Origin of the sequence: Pseudomonas sp. B392_1p (genome assembly GCF_052245235.1) — a bacterium.
In the GTDB taxonomy this organism is placed as follows: domain Bacteria; phylum Pseudomonadota; class Gammaproteobacteria; order Pseudomonadales; family Pseudomonadaceae; genus Serpens; species Serpens gallinarum.
Genome location: NZ_JBQPXM010000010.1, coordinates 35,897 through 51,936, shown reverse-complemented (window position 1 = coordinate 51,936; position 16,040 = coordinate 35,897). Strand labels below are relative to the sequence as shown.

15 protein-coding genes and 1 pseudogene are annotated in these 16,040 nt (G+C 60.0%); 3 read left to right on the top strand and 13 right to left on the bottom strand.

What is annotated here, in order from left to right; all coding sequences use genetic code 11:
* Positions 1-31: 31 nt before the first annotated feature.
* From ACTV8E_RS14645 to grpE, 9 genes are all read right to left on the bottom strand, one after another.
* A complete protein-coding gene (locus ACTV8E_RS14645) occupies positions 32-466 on the bottom strand; it encodes a DUF4149 domain-containing protein (protein ID WP_251834994.1) in 435 nt (144 codons plus the stop codon).
* On the bottom strand, positions 444-923 hold the full coding sequence (gene greA / locus ACTV8E_RS14640) for a transcription elongation factor GreA (RefSeq protein ID WP_251834993.1): 480 nt from the start codon (positions 921-923) through the stop codon (positions 444-446). The genes ACTV8E_RS14645 and greA overlap by 23 nt, the downstream gene beginning before the upstream one ends.
* A complete protein-coding gene (gene carB / locus ACTV8E_RS14635) occupies positions 920-4,141 on the bottom strand; it encodes a carbamoyl-phosphate synthase large subunit (protein WP_443199942.1) in 3,222 nt (1,073 codons plus the stop codon). The genes greA and carB overlap by 4 nt, the downstream gene beginning before the upstream one ends.
* 15 nt (positions 4,142-4,156) lie before the next feature.
* Complete coding sequence (gene leuE / locus ACTV8E_RS14630) at positions 4,157-4,810, bottom strand: leucine efflux protein LeuE (protein ID WP_433962659.1); 654 nt, start codon at positions 4,808-4,810, stop codon at positions 4,157-4,159.
* A gap of 12 nt (positions 4,811-4,822) precedes the next feature.
* A complete protein-coding gene (carA, locus tag ACTV8E_RS14625; RefSeq protein ID WP_251834991.1) occupies positions 4,823-5,959 on the bottom strand; it encodes a glutamine-hydrolyzing carbamoyl-phosphate synthase small subunit in 1,137 nt (378 codons plus the stop codon).
* A gap of 201 nt (positions 5,960-6,160) precedes the next feature.
* Entirely contained in the window at positions 6,161-6,964 is an 804-nt protein-coding gene (dapB, locus tag ACTV8E_RS14620; protein WP_443199941.1) for a 4-hydroxy-tetrahydrodipicolinate reductase, read from the bottom strand.
* Positions 6,965-7,044: 80 nt separating this feature from the next.
* On the bottom strand, positions 7,045-8,169 hold the full coding sequence (gene dnaJ / locus ACTV8E_RS14615; protein WP_251834989.1) for a molecular chaperone DnaJ: 1,125 nt from the start codon (positions 8,167-8,169) through the stop codon (positions 7,045-7,047).
* Positions 8,170-8,291: 122 nt separating this feature from the next.
* Complete coding sequence (gene dnaK / locus ACTV8E_RS14610; RefSeq protein WP_251834988.1) at positions 8,292-10,217, bottom strand: molecular chaperone DnaK; 1,926 nt, start codon at positions 10,215-10,217, stop codon at positions 8,292-8,294.
* Between the two features lie 98 nt (positions 10,218-10,315).
* Positions 10,316-10,882: a nucleotide exchange factor GrpE gene (gene grpE / locus ACTV8E_RS14605; protein WP_443199940.1), complete on the bottom strand. Its 567-nt coding sequence runs from the start codon at positions 10,880-10,882 to the stop codon at positions 10,316-10,318.
* 203 nt (positions 10,883-11,085) lie between these two features.
* Here grpE and recN point away from each other — a divergent pair, with 203 nt between their 5' ends.
* Complete coding sequence (gene recN, locus ACTV8E_RS14600; RefSeq protein WP_251834986.1) at positions 11,086-12,759, top strand: DNA repair protein RecN; 1,674 nt, start codon at positions 11,086-11,088, stop codon at positions 12,757-12,759.
* A 78-nt stretch (positions 12,760-12,837) separates the two neighbouring features.
* On the opposite strand, the gene fur is transcribed toward recN, so the two are convergent.
* Positions 12,838-13,242, bottom strand: coding sequence for a ferric iron uptake transcriptional regulator (gene fur, locus ACTV8E_RS14595; protein ID WP_251834985.1), 405 nt, complete (start codon positions 13,240-13,242; stop codon positions 12,838-12,840).
* Between the two features lie 94 nt (positions 13,243-13,336).
* On the opposite strand from fur, the pseudogene ACTV8E_RS14590 reads away from it, so the two are divergent.
* Positions 13,337-13,696: pseudogene (locus ACTV8E_RS14590) on the top strand (outer membrane protein assembly factor BamE); the annotation flags it as partial.
* Positions 13,697-13,744: 48 nt separating this feature from the next.
* Here ACTV8E_RS14590 and ACTV8E_RS14585 read toward each other — a convergent pair.
* Positions 13,745-14,062 carry an RnfH family protein gene (locus tag ACTV8E_RS14585; protein ID WP_251834984.1) on the bottom strand — a complete coding sequence of 106 codons (318 nt, stop codon included), beginning with the start codon at positions 14,060-14,062 and terminating at the stop codon, positions 13,745-13,747.
* Positions 14,055-14,489, bottom strand: coding sequence for a type II toxin-antitoxin system RatA family toxin (locus tag ACTV8E_RS14580; RefSeq protein WP_251834983.1), 435 nt, complete (start codon positions 14,487-14,489; stop codon positions 14,055-14,057). Before ACTV8E_RS14580 ends, ACTV8E_RS14585 begins: the two co-directional genes overlap by 8 nt.
* A gap of 177 nt (positions 14,490-14,666) precedes the next feature.
* Between ACTV8E_RS14580 and smpB the strand changes: the two genes are divergently transcribed.
* On the top strand, positions 14,667-15,149 hold the full coding sequence (smpB, locus tag ACTV8E_RS14575) for an SsrA-binding protein SmpB (protein WP_251834982.1): 483 nt from the start codon (positions 14,667-14,669) through the stop codon (positions 15,147-15,149).
* Between the two features lie 54 nt (positions 15,150-15,203).
* Here smpB and ACTV8E_RS14570 read toward each other — a convergent pair whose 3' ends face one another.
* Positions 15,204-15,971, bottom strand: coding sequence for a GntR family transcriptional regulator (locus ACTV8E_RS14570; RefSeq protein ID WP_251834981.1), 768 nt, complete (start codon positions 15,969-15,971; stop codon positions 15,204-15,206).
* Positions 15,972-16,040: the final 69 nt, after the last annotated feature.

Here is a 16,040-nt window from a genome sequence, read left to right as displayed (position 1 = left end):
GCAAAGCTGGAAGCCAACAGGCTGCCAGCTTCTAGCGCTGCTCTCTGCCCGGCACGGGCTGCAGCACAAGCAGCAAACCACAGACCGCCATGGCCAGGTAGCTGAATACTTGCCAATACGCCGAGCCCATCCAGCCAGCACTACTTGCCAGATGACCGGCCGCCAGCAACACGACAGCCAGTAACAATTGGCTGCGCGTGTCTCGCCAAATTCCCCGCGCGCCTTGCGCTAATACCAGCACGACAGCCTGCATAACCGCGCAAAAAGCTGCAAAGCCTACCAGCAGTGGGCGCAGCCCATTGGCAATTTCGTCAATCAGTAGTGGTGCCAGCCCGACTTTTTCCAGCGCAGGAAAGACCACGAAATGCAGCAACCACAGGCCGCCAACCCAGAATGTCTGGGCCAGCAGCCAGGTGATGCCAGCGGCCCGCAAGGGCCGTGAGTCAGATGTGTCGAACCTGGACAATCTCGTACTCAATCAGCCCACTCGGTGTCTTTACCGTCACCACATCACCCTCTTCCTTGCCCACCAGGGCGCGGGCGATAGGCGAACTGACCGACAGCTTGCCGATTTTCACATCAGCTTCGTCGTCACCCACGATTTGGTAGGTCACCTGCTCGTCGGTTTCGCAGTTAGCGATATCCACAGTGGTGCCGAAAATTACTTTACCGGTGTGAGCAATGGTCGTGACATCGATAACGATCGCATGCTGCAGCCGACCTTCGATATCGCGAATGCGCGCCTCGACCATGCCTTGCTGCTCGCGGGCCGCATGGTACTCAGCGTTTTCCTTGAGATCGCCCAATTCACGCGCCGTACCGATCTCCTTACTAAGTTTCGGGCGCACGACCTTGGTCAAGTGAGCCAATTCTTCTTCCAGGGCGCGAGCGCCCTGAACGGTCATGGGAAATTTGCTTGTCATGCCTTGATTCCTGCATGGAGCTCCTGCAGCCGACGGACCGTCTTCTCGGGGCCGAACTTCAGCGCTTCACACACCGCCTGGCCGCCTGCCAGTGTGGTGGTGATGCATACTTTGTGCTGCAGGGCATTACGTCGAATGGAATAAGAATCAGCGATCGACTGACGTCCTTTGGTGGTGTTGATAATCAGCGTCACTTCTTCGTTTTTGATCATATCAACCACGTGAGGACGACCTTCGGTCACCTTGTTCACGCGGCGCACCGGCAGACCGGCGGCCTCGATGATTTTAGCGGTACCAGCGGTTGCGACCACTTCGAAGCCCAACTCGACCAGATCAGCAGCTACCTGCGCAACGAACGGCTTGTCGTCCTCGCGCACGCTGATAAAGGCACAGCCACCGGTCGGCAGTACTTCACTGGCACCCAACTGAGCCTTGGCGAAAGCCTCGGCGAAGCTGTCGCCCACGCCCATGACTTCGCCGGTGGACTTCATCTCTGGGCCAAGGATGGTGTCGACGCCCGGGAATTTGGCGAACGGGAAGACCGCTTCCTTGACGCTGTAGAAGTTTGGAATGATTTCCTGGGTGAAACCGATTTCCGCCAGGGTCTTGCCGGCCATGACGCGCGCGGCCACCTTGGCCAGCGACTCGCCGATGCACTTGGACACGAAGGGTACGGTACGCGAAGCACGCGGGTTCACTTCGATGACGAAAATATCTTCGCCCTGCACCGCCATCTGCACGTTCATCAGACCGACCACGCCCAGTTCCAGGGCCATGGCCTTGACCTGTTCGCGGATCTTGTCCTGGATGTGCATGGGCAGCGAGTAAGGCGGCAGCGAGCAGGCGGAGTCGCCTGAGTGCACGCCAGCCTGCTCGATGTGCTGCATGATCGCGCCGATGACCACTTGCTCGCCATCGCACACGGCATCGATATCGACCTCGATGGCGCAGTTGAGGAAGTGGTCCAGCAGCACCGGGCTGTCGTTGGAGACTTGCACGGCTTCGCGCATGTAGCGCTTGAGTTCTTCTTCCTGGTAAACGATTTCCATCGCCCGACCGCCGAGCACATAGGAAGGGCGTACTACCATCGGATAACCAATGGTCTTGGAAGCGGTCAACGCTTCGTCTTCGCTGCGCGCGGTGGCGTTCTGCGGCTGACGCAGGCCCAAACGCTGGACCATCTGCTGGAAACGCTCACGGTCTTCGGCGCGATCGATGGCGTCCGGGCTGGTGCCGATGATATTGACACCCGCTTCTTCAAGCGCGCGGCACAGCTTCAGCGGCGTTTGACCGCCGTACTGCACGATCACGCCCTTGGGCTGCTCGATGCGCACGATTTCCAGCACGTCTTCCAGGGTGACCGGCTCGAAATACAGACGATCAGAGGTGTCGTAGTCGGTCGAGACGGTTTCGGGGTTGCAGTTGACCATGATGGTCTCGTAACCGTCTTCACGCATCGCCAGCGCTGCGTGCACACAGCAATAATCGAACTCGATGCCTTGGCCGATACGGTTCGGGCCGCCGCCAAGAATCATGATCTTGTCGCGGTCAGAAGCATTCGCCTCGCACTCTTCCTCATAGGTCGAGTACATGTAGGCGGTATCGGTGGCGAACTCGGCGGCGCAGGTGTCCACGCGCTTGTAGACCGGCAGCACCTTGAGCTTGTGGCGATGGTTGCGCAGGCTCTTCTCACTGACGCCGAGCAGCTTGGCCAGGCGCGCATCGGAGAAGCCCTTGCGCTTCAGCTTGTACATCAAATCTCGATCGATGCTGGAGAGGTTCAGGGTCTTGACCTTTTCCTCCTCCTTGACCAGGTCTTCGATCTGTACCAGGAACCACTCGTCGATGCGGGTCAGCTCGAACACGTCGGCAATCGTCTTGCCTGCACGGAAGGCATCGGCGACGTACCACACGCGGTCGGCGCTGGGCACGGTCAGCTCACGCTTGAGAATGCTCTCGGCTTCCGGGTCGTTCAAGTCGAGCATGGGATCGAAACCGCTCACACCCACTTCCAGTCCGCGCAACGCTTTCTGCATGGACTCCTGGAAGGTCCGGCCAATGGCCATGACCTCGCCCACCGACTTCATCTGTGTGGTCAGGCGAGCGTCAGCCTTGGGGAATTTCTCGAAGGCGAAGCGCGGAATCTTGGTCACGACATAATCGATGGCCGGCTCAAAGGAGGCCGGGGTGCGGCCGCCAGTGATGTCGTTGGACAGCTCGTCCAGGGTATAGCCGACCGCCAGCTTGGCGGCAATCTTAGCGATCGGGAAGCCGGTGGCCTTGGAGGCCAGCGCCGAAGAACGCGACACGCGCGGGTTCATCTCGATGACCACCATCCGGCCGGTGTCCGGGCAGATGCCGAATTGCACGTTGGAGCCGCCGGTTTCCACGCCAATCTCGCGCAGTACCGCCAGGGAGGCGTTGCGCAGGATCTGGTATTCCTTGTCGGTGAGCGTCTGGGCCGGGGCGACAGTAATCGAGTCGCCGGTATGCACGCCCATCGGGTCGAAGTTTTCGATGGAGCAGACGATGATGCAGTTGTCGTTCTTATCGCGGACAACCTCCATCTCGTACTCTTTCCAACCGATCAGCGATTCGTCGATCAGCAACTCGTTGGTTGGCGACAGGTCCAGACCCCGGGTGCAGATTTCTTCAAACTCTTCCCGGTTGTAGGCAATGCCGCCACCGGTGCCGCCCATGGTGAACGAGGGGCGAATGATGCACGGGAAACCGACCTTCTCGAGCACCTTGAAGGCTTCTTCCATGCTGCGCGCAATGCCTGAGACCGGACAGGCCAGGCCGATGTCTTTCATGGCCTTGTCGAAGCGCGATCGGTCTTCGGCCTTATCGATGGTGTCGGCATTGGCTCCGATCATCTCGACGCCAAATTTTTCCAGCACGCCGTGCTTTTCCAGGTCCAATGCACAGTTCAGCGCGGTCTGGCCACCCATGGTCGGCAGCAGCGCATCGGGACGCTCTTTCTCGATGATCTTGGCCACGGTCTGCCATTTGATCGGCTCGATGTAGGTGGCGTCGGCCATGGCCGGGTCGGTCATGATGGTGGCCGGGTTGGAATTCACCAGAATGACGCGAAAACCTTCCTCGCGCAGGGCCTTGCAGGCCTGGGCGCCGGAGTAGTCGAATTCGCACGCCTGGCCGATGACGATGGGGCCGGCGCCGAGAATCAGGATACTTTTAATGTCTGTACGTTTTGGCATGGGACTCTCGAGTAATCAGGACAAGGTTGCGGTGGCCAGCTTCACGCCAAAGCCGACGAACAAGGCGCCGATGCCACTACTGGCACCGGCGACCAACCGCTGCCGCTGGCGAAACCACTGCGCCAGGCGTGCACCGGTGAAAATCAGAACGCTCAAGTAGGTCAGGCTGATTACCTGCAGAATCGTGCCCAGCACCAGGAATGACAAACCCGGATTGGCGTATGCCGGGTCGACGAACTGGATAAAAAAGGACACGAAAAACAGGATCGCCTTGGGGTTCGACAGGCTGAGCAACAGAGCGCGCCGGAACGGCTCAGCCAACTCATGCGCGGATGTTCCAGCTGCTTTCTGCTGCGGCTGATGCCACTGGCGCCAGGCGCCGCGCAGCATGTTGAAGCCGATGTAGAACAGGTAGGCCGCTCCCAGGTACTTCAGGGCAACGAATAACAGCGGCTCGGCCTTGAGCAGCGAGACCACGCCCAGTGCAGCAGCGAGCATCAGCAGGCTGTCACCGATGAACACCGCAGCAGCGGCACTGTAGCCGGCTGCCACCCCTCGACGAGCAGCGCTGGCGAGCACGAACAGTGAATTGGGGCCTGGCAACAGAATCACCAGTACCGTCCCGAGGACATAGGTCCACAGGTCAATTACCCCCAGGCTCGCCAGCATCGTCGCGCGACCTTACTTGCGCGCCGCCATGGCGGCGATGAAGCGGTCGAACAGCGGAGCCACATCGTTGGGGCCCGGGCTGGCTTCAGGGTGACCCTGGAAGCCAAAGGCAACCTTGTCGGTGCGCTCAATACCCTGCAGGGTGCCATCGAACAGCGACTTGTGCGTGGCGCGCAAGCACGACGGCAGGTTGTCAGCATCCGCAGCAAAACCGTGGTTTTGGCTGGTGATCATCACCACGCCAGTTTTGAGGTCCTGCACCGGGTGGTTGGCACCGTGATGGCCACAGCCCATTTTCACTGTCTTGGCGCCGGACGCCAGGGCCAGCAATTGATGACCCAGGCAGATACCGAACACCGGGATGTCTGTCTCGAGAACGTCCTTGATCGCCTGGATGGCGTAGTCGCATGGCTCGGGATCGCCAGGACCATTGGACAGGAAGATGCCATCGGGATTCAGCGCCAGGGCCTCGCTGGCCGGCGCCTGGGCTGGCAGCACGGTCACCCGGCAACCCCTCGCGACCAGCATGCGTAGGATGTTGCGCTTGACGCCGTAATCGTACGCCACGACATGGTAGGGCAACTCGGCTGCGGGGATCTCCGGATGGCTGTCAGTTTCCAGTGTCCACATGCCCGAGCGCCACTCGTAGCGCTCCTGGGTACTGACTACCTTGGCCAAGTCCATGCCTTTGAGGCCGGGAAAGCTGCGCGCCAGCTCAAGGGCTTTTTCCTCGGTGGCGTCGGTACCGGCCAGGATACAGCCATTCTGAGCGCCTTTTTCACGCAGGATACGGGTCAATCGACGAGTATCAATACCAGCAATGGCCACCGTGCCGTGTTCTTTGAGGTACTCATCCAGCGGCTGCTTGCAGCGCCAGTTACTGGCCAGCAACGGCAGGTCGCGAATGACCAGGCCGGCAGCCCAGACACGATCGGACTCGGCGTCTTCCGGCGTGGTGCCGGTGTTGCCGATATGGGGATAAGTCAGGGTGACGATTTGCTGTGCGTAGGAGGGATCGGTGAGGATTTCCTGATAGCCGGTCATGGCGGTGTTGAACACGACCTCGCCGATGGTTTGCCCATCGGCACCGATGGATTCACCGCGAAAAATGCTGCCATCAGCAAGTGCAAGTATGGCTGGCGTACTCAAGAGACCTCCCGTAGATCTGGCTGGCGCAAACGCAGACTGTAAAAAAGCGGGATGACGTGTGAAGGTCATCCCGCTTTTTTATTGGGTCATTCTGCGTAACTTTAGTGGACACACTAAATGCGAAAGTGTACAGAAATGACCGATTTGGGTCCACCGTTAATGCGCATGGATTTTCGCCTCCAGTCGCACCGCCTGCATCCATTACTGGAGCCCGAGCACATCCTGCATGTCATACAGCGACGCTGGCCGATCCTTCAACCACAACGCGGCGCGCACCGCTCCCTTGGCAAAGGTCATGCGACTGGATGCCTTATGGGTGATTTCCACGCGCTCGCCATCAGCAGCGAACAGCACGGTGTGGTCACCGACCACATCGCCAGCGCGGACGGTGGCGAAACCGATGGTTTCGCGCTCTCGGGCACCGGTCTGACCTCCGCGCCCATACACCGCAACCTTCTGCAGATCGCGCCCCAGGGCATTGGCGACGACTTCGCCCATGCGCAGCGCGGTACCCGACGGTGCATCGACCTTGTGACGATGGTGGGCCTCGATGATTTCGATATCCACATCGTCACCGAGCACGCGCGCGGCGGTGTCCAGCAACTTCAGGCACAGATTGACGCCGACGCTGAAGTTGGCCGCAAAGACGATCGGAATTTCCTTGCCTGCTTCGGCCAGCAGCTCTTTTTCTTCAGGACTGAATCCTGTAGTGCCAATTACCATGGCCTTGCCGGCCTGACGGCAGAGCTCGAGATTCTTCAACGTCACGGTCGGGTGAGTGAAATCGATCAACACGTCAAAGTTGTCCAGCACGCTGGCCAGATCACCCGACAGTTGCACGCCGATTTTGCCCAACCCCACCAGCTCGCCGGCATCCGCGCCCACCAGACTGCTGTCTGGGCGATCGATGGCGGTGCTTAGCTGAGCACCCTCGACCTGGCGCACCGCTTCGATCAGGGTTTTGCCCATGCGCCCGGCGGCGCCCATGACTGCTATACGTTGCATAAAGTCAGCTCCGAGCTGCAAGCCTCAAGCTGCAAGCGCCGCCTGATTGAGGCTTGCAGCTTGCAGCTTGCAGCTTTGAGTTATAGATCGCCGAAAAAGCGCTTCATGCCTTCGAACCAGCCGCTGGCCTTGGGCGAATGCGAGCTGTCGTTCTGCAGGCTGCTGCGGAACTCTTCCAGCAGTTCGCGCTGACGCTTGCCGAGATTCACCGGGGTTTCCACCACCACCCGGCACATCAGATCGCCTGCACCGCCACCGCGCACTGGCGCCACGCCCTTGCCGCGCAAGCGGAACATCTTGCCGGTCTGGGTCGCCTCAGGGATCTTCAGCTTGACGCGGCCATCCAGGGTCGGCACTTCCAGCTCACCGCCCAGCGCGGCATCAGCGAAGCTGATCGGCACTTCACAGTACAGATGCTTGCCATCGCGCTCGAAGATTGCGTGCTCACGTACGTTGACCACCACATACAGGTCACCGGGCGGGCCGCCCAGCGTGCCGGCCTCACCTTCGCCCGACAGGCGAATGCGATCTCCGGAATCGACGCCCGCTGGCACTTTGACCGACAGGGTCTTGTGCTCTTCCGTGCGCCCCTGGCCATGGCAGGTGCCGCAGGGATCGGTGATCATCTTGCCACTGCCATGGCAGCGCGGGCAGGTCTGCTGCACCGAGAAAAAGCCCTGCTGCATGCGCACCTGACCGATACCGCCGCAGGTCGTGCAGGTGACCGGGCTGGTGCCCTTCTTTGCCCCGGAGCCGTCGCAGGTTTTGCAACCGACCAGGGTCGGCACACGGATGGTCACTGTCGTGCCGCGCACCGCTTCTTCCAGATCCAGCTCCAGCGTGTAGCGCAGATCGCTGCCACGCATCGGACCGCCGCGCTGGCCGCCACGCTGACCGCCGAAGAAGTCACTGAACACGTCGCCGAAGATGTCGGAGAAGCTTGCGTTACCACCGAAGCCGGCCCCACCGCCCATCTGCGGATCGACACCCGCGTGGCCGTATTGATCATAAGCGCCGCGCTTACTGGCATCGGAAAGAACTTCATAAGCCTCATTGGCTTCTTTGAATTTCTCTTCCGCGTCATGGTCGTCCGGATTGCGGTCGGGGTGGTACTTCATCGCCAGACGTCGGTAAGCCTTTTTCAGCTCGGCCTCACTGGCACTGCGCTCCACGCCCAGTATTTCGTAATAGTCTCGTTTTGCCATTTCTCTCGGATTCCTCTGACGCCCCTCCAGACACGTCAACGCGGGAGCAGGCTCCCGCGTGGCGTGTCAAGGACGCACGACCCCAAGGGCCGTGCGTGGTGAGGCGGAAGCAAACGTGACGTTTACTTGTTTTCCTTGACCTCTTCGAACTCGGCGTCGACCACGTCGTCGCCAGCCGATTTGGCACTGCTCTCGTTGCCAGCGCCCGGCTGGGCTTCGCCGGCCTGGGGCTGTTCGGCATACATCTTCTGCGCCAGCGGGGCGGTGACTTCCGACAACGCGGTCATCTTCGCCTCGATCACCGTCTTGTCGTCGCCCTTCACCGCGACTTCAAGTTCGCCAATGGCTTTTTCGATGGCAGCCTTGTCTTCGTCGGTGGCCTTGTCGCCCGCTTCGACAATCATCTTGCGGGTGGCATGCACCAACTGATCGCCCTGGTTGCGCGCGCCGGCCAGCTCTTCGAACTTGCGGTCTTCCTCGGCGTTGGCTTCGGCATCACGCACCATTTGTTCGATTTCTTCATCGGAGAGGCCGGAGTTGGCCTTGATCACGATGGACTGCTGCTTGCCGGTGGCCTTGTCCTTGGCGGACACGTTGAGGATACCGTTGGCGTCGATGTCGAAGGTCACTTCGATCTGCGGCACGCCGCGCGGTGCCGGCGGAATATCGGCCAGGTCGAACTTGCCCAGCGACTTGTTCTGCGCGGCTTGCTTGCGCTCGCCCTGCAGCACGTGGATGGTCACGGCGCCCTGGTTGTCGTCGGCGGTGGAGAACACCTGAGATTTCTTGGTCGGGATGGTGGTGTTCTTCTCGATCAGCGGAGTCATCACGCCACCCAGGGTTTCGATACCCAGGGTCAGCGGCGACACGTCGAGCAGCAGCACGTCCTTGACATCGCCGGCCAGCACGGCGCCCTGGATGGCAGCACCCATGGCCACGGCTTCATCCGGGTTGACGTCCTTGCGCGCTTCCTTGCCGAAGAACTCGGCAACTTTCTGCTGCACCAGCGGCATGCGAGTCTGACCGCCGACCAGGATCACGTCATCGATCTTGCCGACGTCGATACCGGCATCCTTCAGAGCAATGCGGCACGGCTCAATGGTGCGCTGCACCAGGTCTTCGACCAGGGCTTCCAGCTTGGCGCGGGAAATCTTTACGTTCAGGTGCTTCGGACCCGACGCATCGGCGGTGATGTACGGCAGGTTGACGTCGGTCTGCTGCGCGGAGGACAGCTCGATCTTGGCCTTCTCGGCAGCTTCCTTCAGGCGCTGCATGGCCAGCGGGTCGCCCTTGAGGTTCATGCCGGTTTCTTTGTTGAACTCGTCGACGAGGTAGTCGATCAGACGAATGTCAAAGTCTTCACCGCCCAGGAAGGTGTCGCCGTTGGTGGCCAACACTTCGAACTGGTGCTCACCGTCGACTTCAGCGATCTCGATGACCGACACGTCGAAAGTACCGCCACCCAGGTCATAGACGATTACGGTGTGGTCGCCCTTGGCCTTGTCCATGCCATACGCCAGCGCAGCCGCGGTGGGCTCGTTGATGATGCGCTTGACGTCCAGGCCAGCAATGCGACCGGCATCCTTGGTGGCCTGACGCTGGCTGTCGTTGAAGTAGGCCGGCACAGTGATGACCGCTTCGGTAACCGGCTCGCCGAGGTAGTCTTCGGCGGTCTTCTTCATCTTCTTCAGCACTTCGGCGCTGATCTGCGGCGGGGCCATCTTGTCGCCCTTCACCTCGACCCAGGCATCGCCATTGTCAGCCTTGACGATCTTGTAAGGCACCATGCTGATGTCTTTCTGCACGACGTCCTCATCGAAACGACGGCCGATCAGACGCTTCACCGCGTACAGGGTGTTGTGCGGGTTGGTGACCGCCTGGCGCTTGGCCGACTGGCCAACCAGGGTTTCGCCATCATTGGTGTAGGCGATGATCGACGGAGTGGTGCGACCACCCTCGGCGTTCTCGATAACCTTGACGTTACCGTTTTCCAGAATAGAGACGCAGGAGTTGGTTGTCCCCAGGTCGATGCCGATGATTTTACCCATTTCATTTCTCCCGAAATTTGGTTTTTACCGCGTCCCTATTCCGGGCCGCTCCAGCTCAATTACGCTTGTTCACACAGATGGGGGCTGGCTGATGGATTTCAAGCCTGCTCGTTGATCGACGGCGGCGTGTTGGCCGCGGCCTTGCTGACCACCACCATGGCCGGGCGCAACAGCCGGCCATTGAGCAGATAACCCTTCTGGAACACCTTGACCACGCTGCCTGGCTCGAGCGTTGCGCTCTCTTCCATGGCCATGGCCTGATGATGCTCAGGGTCGAAAGGCTCGCCGTGGGGGTCCACTTGCTCCAGTTGATGGCGCTTGAGCGTGTCGAGCAGCAGTTTATGCGTCAGCTCCAGGCCTTCGCGTACCGCCTTGCTGGCCTCATCATTCGGGTTGGTCATTTCCAGCCCGCGCTCCAGGCTGTCGACGACGACCAGCAGGTCCGCGGAAAACTTTTCCAACGCGAACTTGTGTGCCTTTTCCACATCTTGCTCTGCGCGGCGACGCACATTCTGCAATTCGGCTGCGGTGCGCAACACTTGATCCTGTGCGCCGGCCAGTTGCTCTTCCAACTCTTGGATACGAGCGTCCAGCGCCTCGCCATTTGCCTCAGCAGCCGGGGCTGCTTCCGCATTCTGGTTTTCCAGGTTTTGTTCATCAGCCATGGGAGTCTCCTATGAAAGGGAATGCCGGACATTGCCAGCGTCGAATGCCGGCCAATATGGGGGCGCCGCCTGCTTCTTCAACCCCCGCACGCACACACACCCCCAACATCGTAATTTTTTTCTTCAAACCAGGAAGAAGGACGCTTGAAGCGCCCCCGCCGACCACTGTATAAATACACAGCCAAGAATTCTGGGAGCTCATCATGCTGGCGCACCTGTCCATCCATAATTACGCCATTGTCGAACACCTGGACCTCGAACTGAGCGGCGGGATGAGCGTCATCACCGGCGAGACGGGGGCCGGCAAGTCGATCATGCTCGACGCCCTCGGTCTGGCTCTGGGCGATCGCGCCGACAGCAGCGTGGTACGCCCCGGTGCAGACAAGGCCGATATCCTGGCCAGCTTTGATGTCACCCGAATTCCTGAAGCCCAGGCCTGGCTGCGCGAGCGCGACCTTGAACAAGACGGCCCATGTATCCTGCGCCGGGTGATCACCGCCGAAGGACGCTCACGCTCCTATATAAATGGCACCCCCTGTCCGCAGGGCGATCTCAAAGCCCTGGGCGAATTGCTTATTGATATCCACAGCCAGCATGAGCATCAGTCGCTGCTGAAGATCGACACCCATCACCGCTTGCTAGATGCCTATGCCGGCGCCAGCGAACTGGCCCGCCAGGTGCAACTTGCCGCAGTTCGCTGGCGGCAGACTCGCCAGGAATTGGAGCGCATCTCCAGCACCAGCGAAGAGCAGCGCGCGCGCCACCAGTTGCTCAGTTACCAGCTGGAAGAATTGGAAAACCTGGCCCTGGGCGAACAGGAACTGGAACAACTGGAGCAGGAACACAAGAATCTCAGCAATGCCGAACAGCTGCTGAGCGCCTGCCGTCTGGTGATCGAGCTGTGCAGCGAGAACGATGCCGGCAACGTCCTCTCGGCCTTGACTTCCAGCCTCAGTCGCCTGACTGGCTTCAGCAGCCAGCCCGGCGCACTGAGCGAAGCCGTGAACCTGCTGGCCAGCGCGCAGATTCAGGTCGAAGAAGCCGTCGGCGAGTTGAACCGTTTCCTCGATCATTTCGATGCCGATCCCGAGCGCCAGCAATTTCTCGAAGAACGCCTCGACACCATCTATACCCTGGCCCGCAAACACCGCGTGCAACCGAGCGAGCTGGGTGAATTGCAGCAACGCCTGCTTGATGAGCTGGAGGGTCTGAACGCCGATGACCAGGCACTTGAACGCCTGGACGAAGAACTCACCGCTTACACCCGTCACTATCAGGACAAAGCCACCGAACTAAGCGCCTTGCGCAGCGACGCCGCCCAGCGCCTGAGCGCGGCCGTAGAACAGGAAATGCAGCGCCTGGGCATGCCCGGCGGGCGCTTCAGCATCGAACTGCACGCCGGCAAGCAGGACATTCCGCAGCCTCAAGGATTGGAGCTGGTTGAGTTTCAAGTCAGCGCCAACCCCGGCCAACCTCTGCGCCCACTGGGCAAAGTGGCGTCAGGCGGCGAACTGTCGCGCATCAGCCTGGCCATCCAGGTGATTACGGCACAGACCTCGCGCGTACCCACTCTGGTGTTCGATGAAGTGGACGTCGGCATTGGCGGCCCCACCGCCGAAGTGGTCGGTCAGCTGCTACGCCGCCTAGGCGAAGGCGGCCAAGTATTGACCGTCACCCATCTGCCCCAAGTCGCCGCGCAAGGTCACCAACACCTGTTTGTGCACAAACTGCGCGGCAGCGATGAGACACGCACTGCCGTGACCCACCTTGAGTCGGCACAACGCATCGAGGAAGTCGCACGCATGCTCGGCGGTGTCGACCTGACCAAAGAATCTCTGGCCCATGCACGCAAGATGATCAGCAGCGCCAAGGCCTGACTTGCACGCAGAGCAACCAGAACACCGCCATAAAAAAGGCGACCTATAAAGGTCGCCTTTTTGCTATTCGGATTCGCCTTATGGCTTCTTGCGTACGTACAGCACCAGATTGTGGTTGACCAGCTCAAAGCCATGCTCTTCAACAATCTGCTTTTGGCGCCGCTCGATATCGGCGTCCATGAATTCGATGACCTCGCCGGTATCGACACACACCATGTGATCATGGTGGCCACTGTCGGCGAGTTCGAAAACGGCGTGACCACCATCGAAATTATGCCGAGTCACCAGACCGGAGGCTTCGAATTGGGTCAGCACGCGATAGACGGTGGCCAAGCCAACATCTTCGCCAGCCTCCATCAATGCTTTGTAGACATCTTCCGCGCTCATGTGCCGCTGTTCTGCGGTATCCAGCATTTGCAGGATCTTGACTCGCGGGAGAGTTACTTTAAGGCCTGCCTTTCGCAGTTCGTTGTTTTCAGACATGGTCAGCTTTCTCGTGGCTGCTGTTTCGCAGCTCCCTACATACGGGTATGATCCGGGTCAACTGCCCGGCCAAGATAGTGGAAGTCACCCTCCGATGCAAAACACCAAGCTCTTGCTCTCGAGTTTCTGCCTGATGGCACTCCTGGCAGTCGCCGGCTGTTCATTCCCTGGGGTCTATAAAATCGACATTCAGCAAGGCAATGTCGTCACGCAGGACATGATAGACCAGTTGCGCCCTGGAATGACCCGACGCCAAGTGCGGTTTATCATGGGCAACCCCTTGATTACAGATACATTTCACGCCAATCGCTGGGATTATCTCTACAGCCTGCAGCCCGGTGGCGGTGAGCGTCAGCAAGAACGCATAAGCCTGGAATTTGATGGCAACGACCAGCTGGTCAGCATGTCTGGCGACTTCCGTCCCGGCGTCAGCCGCGATGAAGCCATTCTGGGTACAGCGCCCCGCCCGTAACGCCTAACGCGCGCTTGGGCGCCAGGTGCTTTAGTCCCCCTCGCCCGCCTTGGCGCGTGCCGCACGCGCAGCACGCTGCTTGCGTACTTCCTTGGGATCAGCTATCAGCGGTCGGTAGATCTCCACCCGCTCACCGTCTTCCAAAACACGCTCCTCCGGCTTGGCCACCGCCTTGCCAAAGATTCCCAGCGGACTACCCGCCAGATCCAGCCCCGGAAACTCCGCATCCAGCCCCGAGCGCAACGCAGCCTCGCGCAGGGTAGTGCCGCTCGGCACGCTCAGTCGCAGCAATTTCTGCTTGTCGGCCAGCGCATATACCACCTCGATGGCGATAGGCGACTTATCCATATAGCTGCTTGGCTCGCTGGCAAAAAGCATCCACCAAGGTGTTGGCCGCCTGATTGAATAATGGCCCCAGGGTCGCCTTGATCAACGGACCGTCGTAATCGAATGTCAGGTCCAGGCTGATCTTGCAGGCTTTTTCAGTCAGCGCTTTAAAATGCCAAACCCCGTGCAGTTGACTGAACGGGCCATCCTCCAGGTCCATGATGATGGACTCGCCCGCCTGCAGGCTGTTACGGGTCACGAAGCGCTGACTCATACCCGCCTTGGCCAAGGTCATGCTGGCCCGCATCTCGTGCTCATCACTGGCCAGGATTTCGGTGGCTGAACACCACGGCAAGAACTCCGGATAACGCGCCACATCATTGACCAGGTCATAAAGCGCCCGCGCCGGATACGGCAACAGCGCGGAGCGTTGGATATGCGTCGTCATGCGGACTTAAATTCCTCGATTCGGCGGCGCAGCACCGAAAACGGCAATACGTCGTGGCCGCTGGCCAGGGGATGACTAAAAACTGCGCGCATTGTCGGAGATTAGTCGCTGTCTCTCAAGTTTTGACATGCGCGGGCAGTCGCCATCAGCATCGCGACTCCCTATAATGCGCGCCCTATGGCTAAACAAAAGAAACAATCGCAGGGCAGCATCGCACTTAATAAAAAGGCGCTGCATGATTATTTTATCGAGCATAAGTTCGAGGCCGGCCTGGCCCTGGCTGGTTGGGAAGTCAAAAGTCTGCGCGCGGGCAAGGCCCAGCTGGTGGATAGCTATGTCCTGCTCAAGGATGGCGAAGCCTGGCTGATGGGTTGCCATATCAGCCCGCTCAAGACCGCCAGCACCCACGTCATTGCCGACCCGACACGGACCCGCAAGCTGCTGCTGAATGCGCGCGAGCTGGACAAGCTGTTTGGCTCGGTGCAGCAAAAAGGCTATACCTGCGTGGCCCTGTCGCTGTACTGGAAAAGCCACCTGGTCAAATGCGAAATCGCCTTGGCCAAGGGCAAGAAGGACTTCGACAAGCGCCACACCGAGAAAGAGCGCGACGCCGATCGCGAGGTGCAACGCGCCATGCGCACCAAGGGCAAGGGCGACTAAGCGCTCCAGCTCCCGGTCGGGCGCCCTGCTTCTAGCATTCAGGCGCCCCGCCCACTACACCCCTACCCGCCGTCGCGCTCGCGCTTCGCGCTGCTCTTCCTGCTGACCGGCCGCCAACACATCCTGCACGTAGCTGATATGCCGGTGCACGATATCTCTGGCATCCGCTGCTCGGCGTTCGATAACCGCCTCGTACAACTCCCGGTGCTGCTGCATCAGCATGTCACGGGTTTCGCTGCGCACGGCGTACATACCACCAATATTGGTGACCACGTTGCGCTTGAGCAGATCGAACAAGCCGCGAATGGTGTGCAACAGAACCGCGTTGTGGCTTGCCTCGGCAATGGCCAAGTGAAAGTGCGCGTCCGCCACGCCTTCTTCCATACGCGTGACGGTATCGCTGCGTGCGTAACACTCCTGCAGCTCAGCAAAAGCGGCAGTCAGGCGCTGCTGATCAAGCTCCGTCGCCCGCTGGGCGGCGTAGTAGGCGCATGCACCTTCCAGGGTGTGGCGAAATTCCAGCAGATCGCGCTGGGCATCGGCATTATTCTCCAAGAGCTGCAGCAGCGGATCGCTAAATGTCGAACCCAAGGCTTCAGCGACAAAATTACCGCCGCCCTGACGACTGACCAACAGCCCCTTGGCCGCCAGTTTTTGGATCGCCTCGCGTAATGAAGGGCGCGATACACCAAACTGCTCGGCCAGCACGCGCTCGGCCGGCAGGCGCTCGCCTGGTTTGAGGGTGCCTTCCAGAATCATGCTCTGCAATCGCTCGACGATATCGTCTGATAAGCGCCGCTGCTGCACCCGCCCGAACCCCATACGCCCTTCCCCTTTCACGCATTGATTAAGTCAGCGGTCATTCTACCCGCGCCGTCTGAGCCCTGATAT

Bases quoted from the DNA above. Each gene is read 5' to 3' on its own strand.
- recN (WP_251834986.1), top strand. From the start codon at position 11,086: ATGCTGGCGCACCTGTCCATCCATAATTACGCCATTGTCGAACACCTG.
- dnaK (WP_251834988.1), bottom strand. From the start codon at position 10,217: ATGGGTAAAATCATCGGCATCGACCTGGGGACAACCAACTCCTGCGTC.
- ACTV8E_RS14570 (WP_251834981.1), bottom strand. From the start codon at position 15,971: ATGGGGTTCGGGCGGGTGCAGCAGCGGCGCTTATCAGACGATATCGTC.
- smpB (WP_251834982.1), top strand. From the start codon at position 14,667: ATGGCTAAACAAAAGAAACAATCGCAGGGCAGCATCGCACTTAATAAA.
- dapB (WP_443199941.1), bottom strand. From the start codon at position 6,964: ATGCAACGTATAGCAGTCATGGGCGCCGCCGGGCGCATGGGCAAAACC.
- ACTV8E_RS14585 (WP_251834984.1), bottom strand. From the start codon at position 14,062: ATGGATAAGTCGCCTATCGCCATCGAGGTGGTATATGCGCTGGCCGAC.
- dnaJ (WP_251834989.1), bottom strand. From the start codon at position 8,169: ATGGCAAAACGAGACTATTACGAAATACTGGGCGTGGAGCGCAGTGCC.
- carB (WP_443199942.1), bottom strand. From the start codon at position 4,141: ATGCCAAAACGTACAGACATTAAAAGTATCCTGATTCTCGGCGCCGGC.
- greA (WP_251834993.1), bottom strand. From the start codon at position 923: ATGACAAGCAAATTTCCCATGACCGTTCAGGGCGCTCGCGCCCTGGAA.
- leuE (WP_433962659.1), bottom strand. From the start codon at position 4,810: ATGCTGGCGAGCCTGGGGGTAATTGACCTGTGGACCTATGTCCTCGGG.
- fur (WP_251834985.1), bottom strand. From the start codon at position 13,242: ATGTCTGAAAACAACGAACTGCGAAAGGCAGGCCTTAAAGTAACTCTC.
- grpE (WP_443199940.1), bottom strand. From the start codon at position 10,882: ATGGCTGATGAACAAAACCTGGAAAACCAGAATGCGGAAGCAGCCCCG.
- ACTV8E_RS14580 (WP_251834983.1), bottom strand. From the start codon at position 14,489: ATGACGACGCATATCCAACGCTCCGCGCTGTTGCCGTATCCGGCGCGG.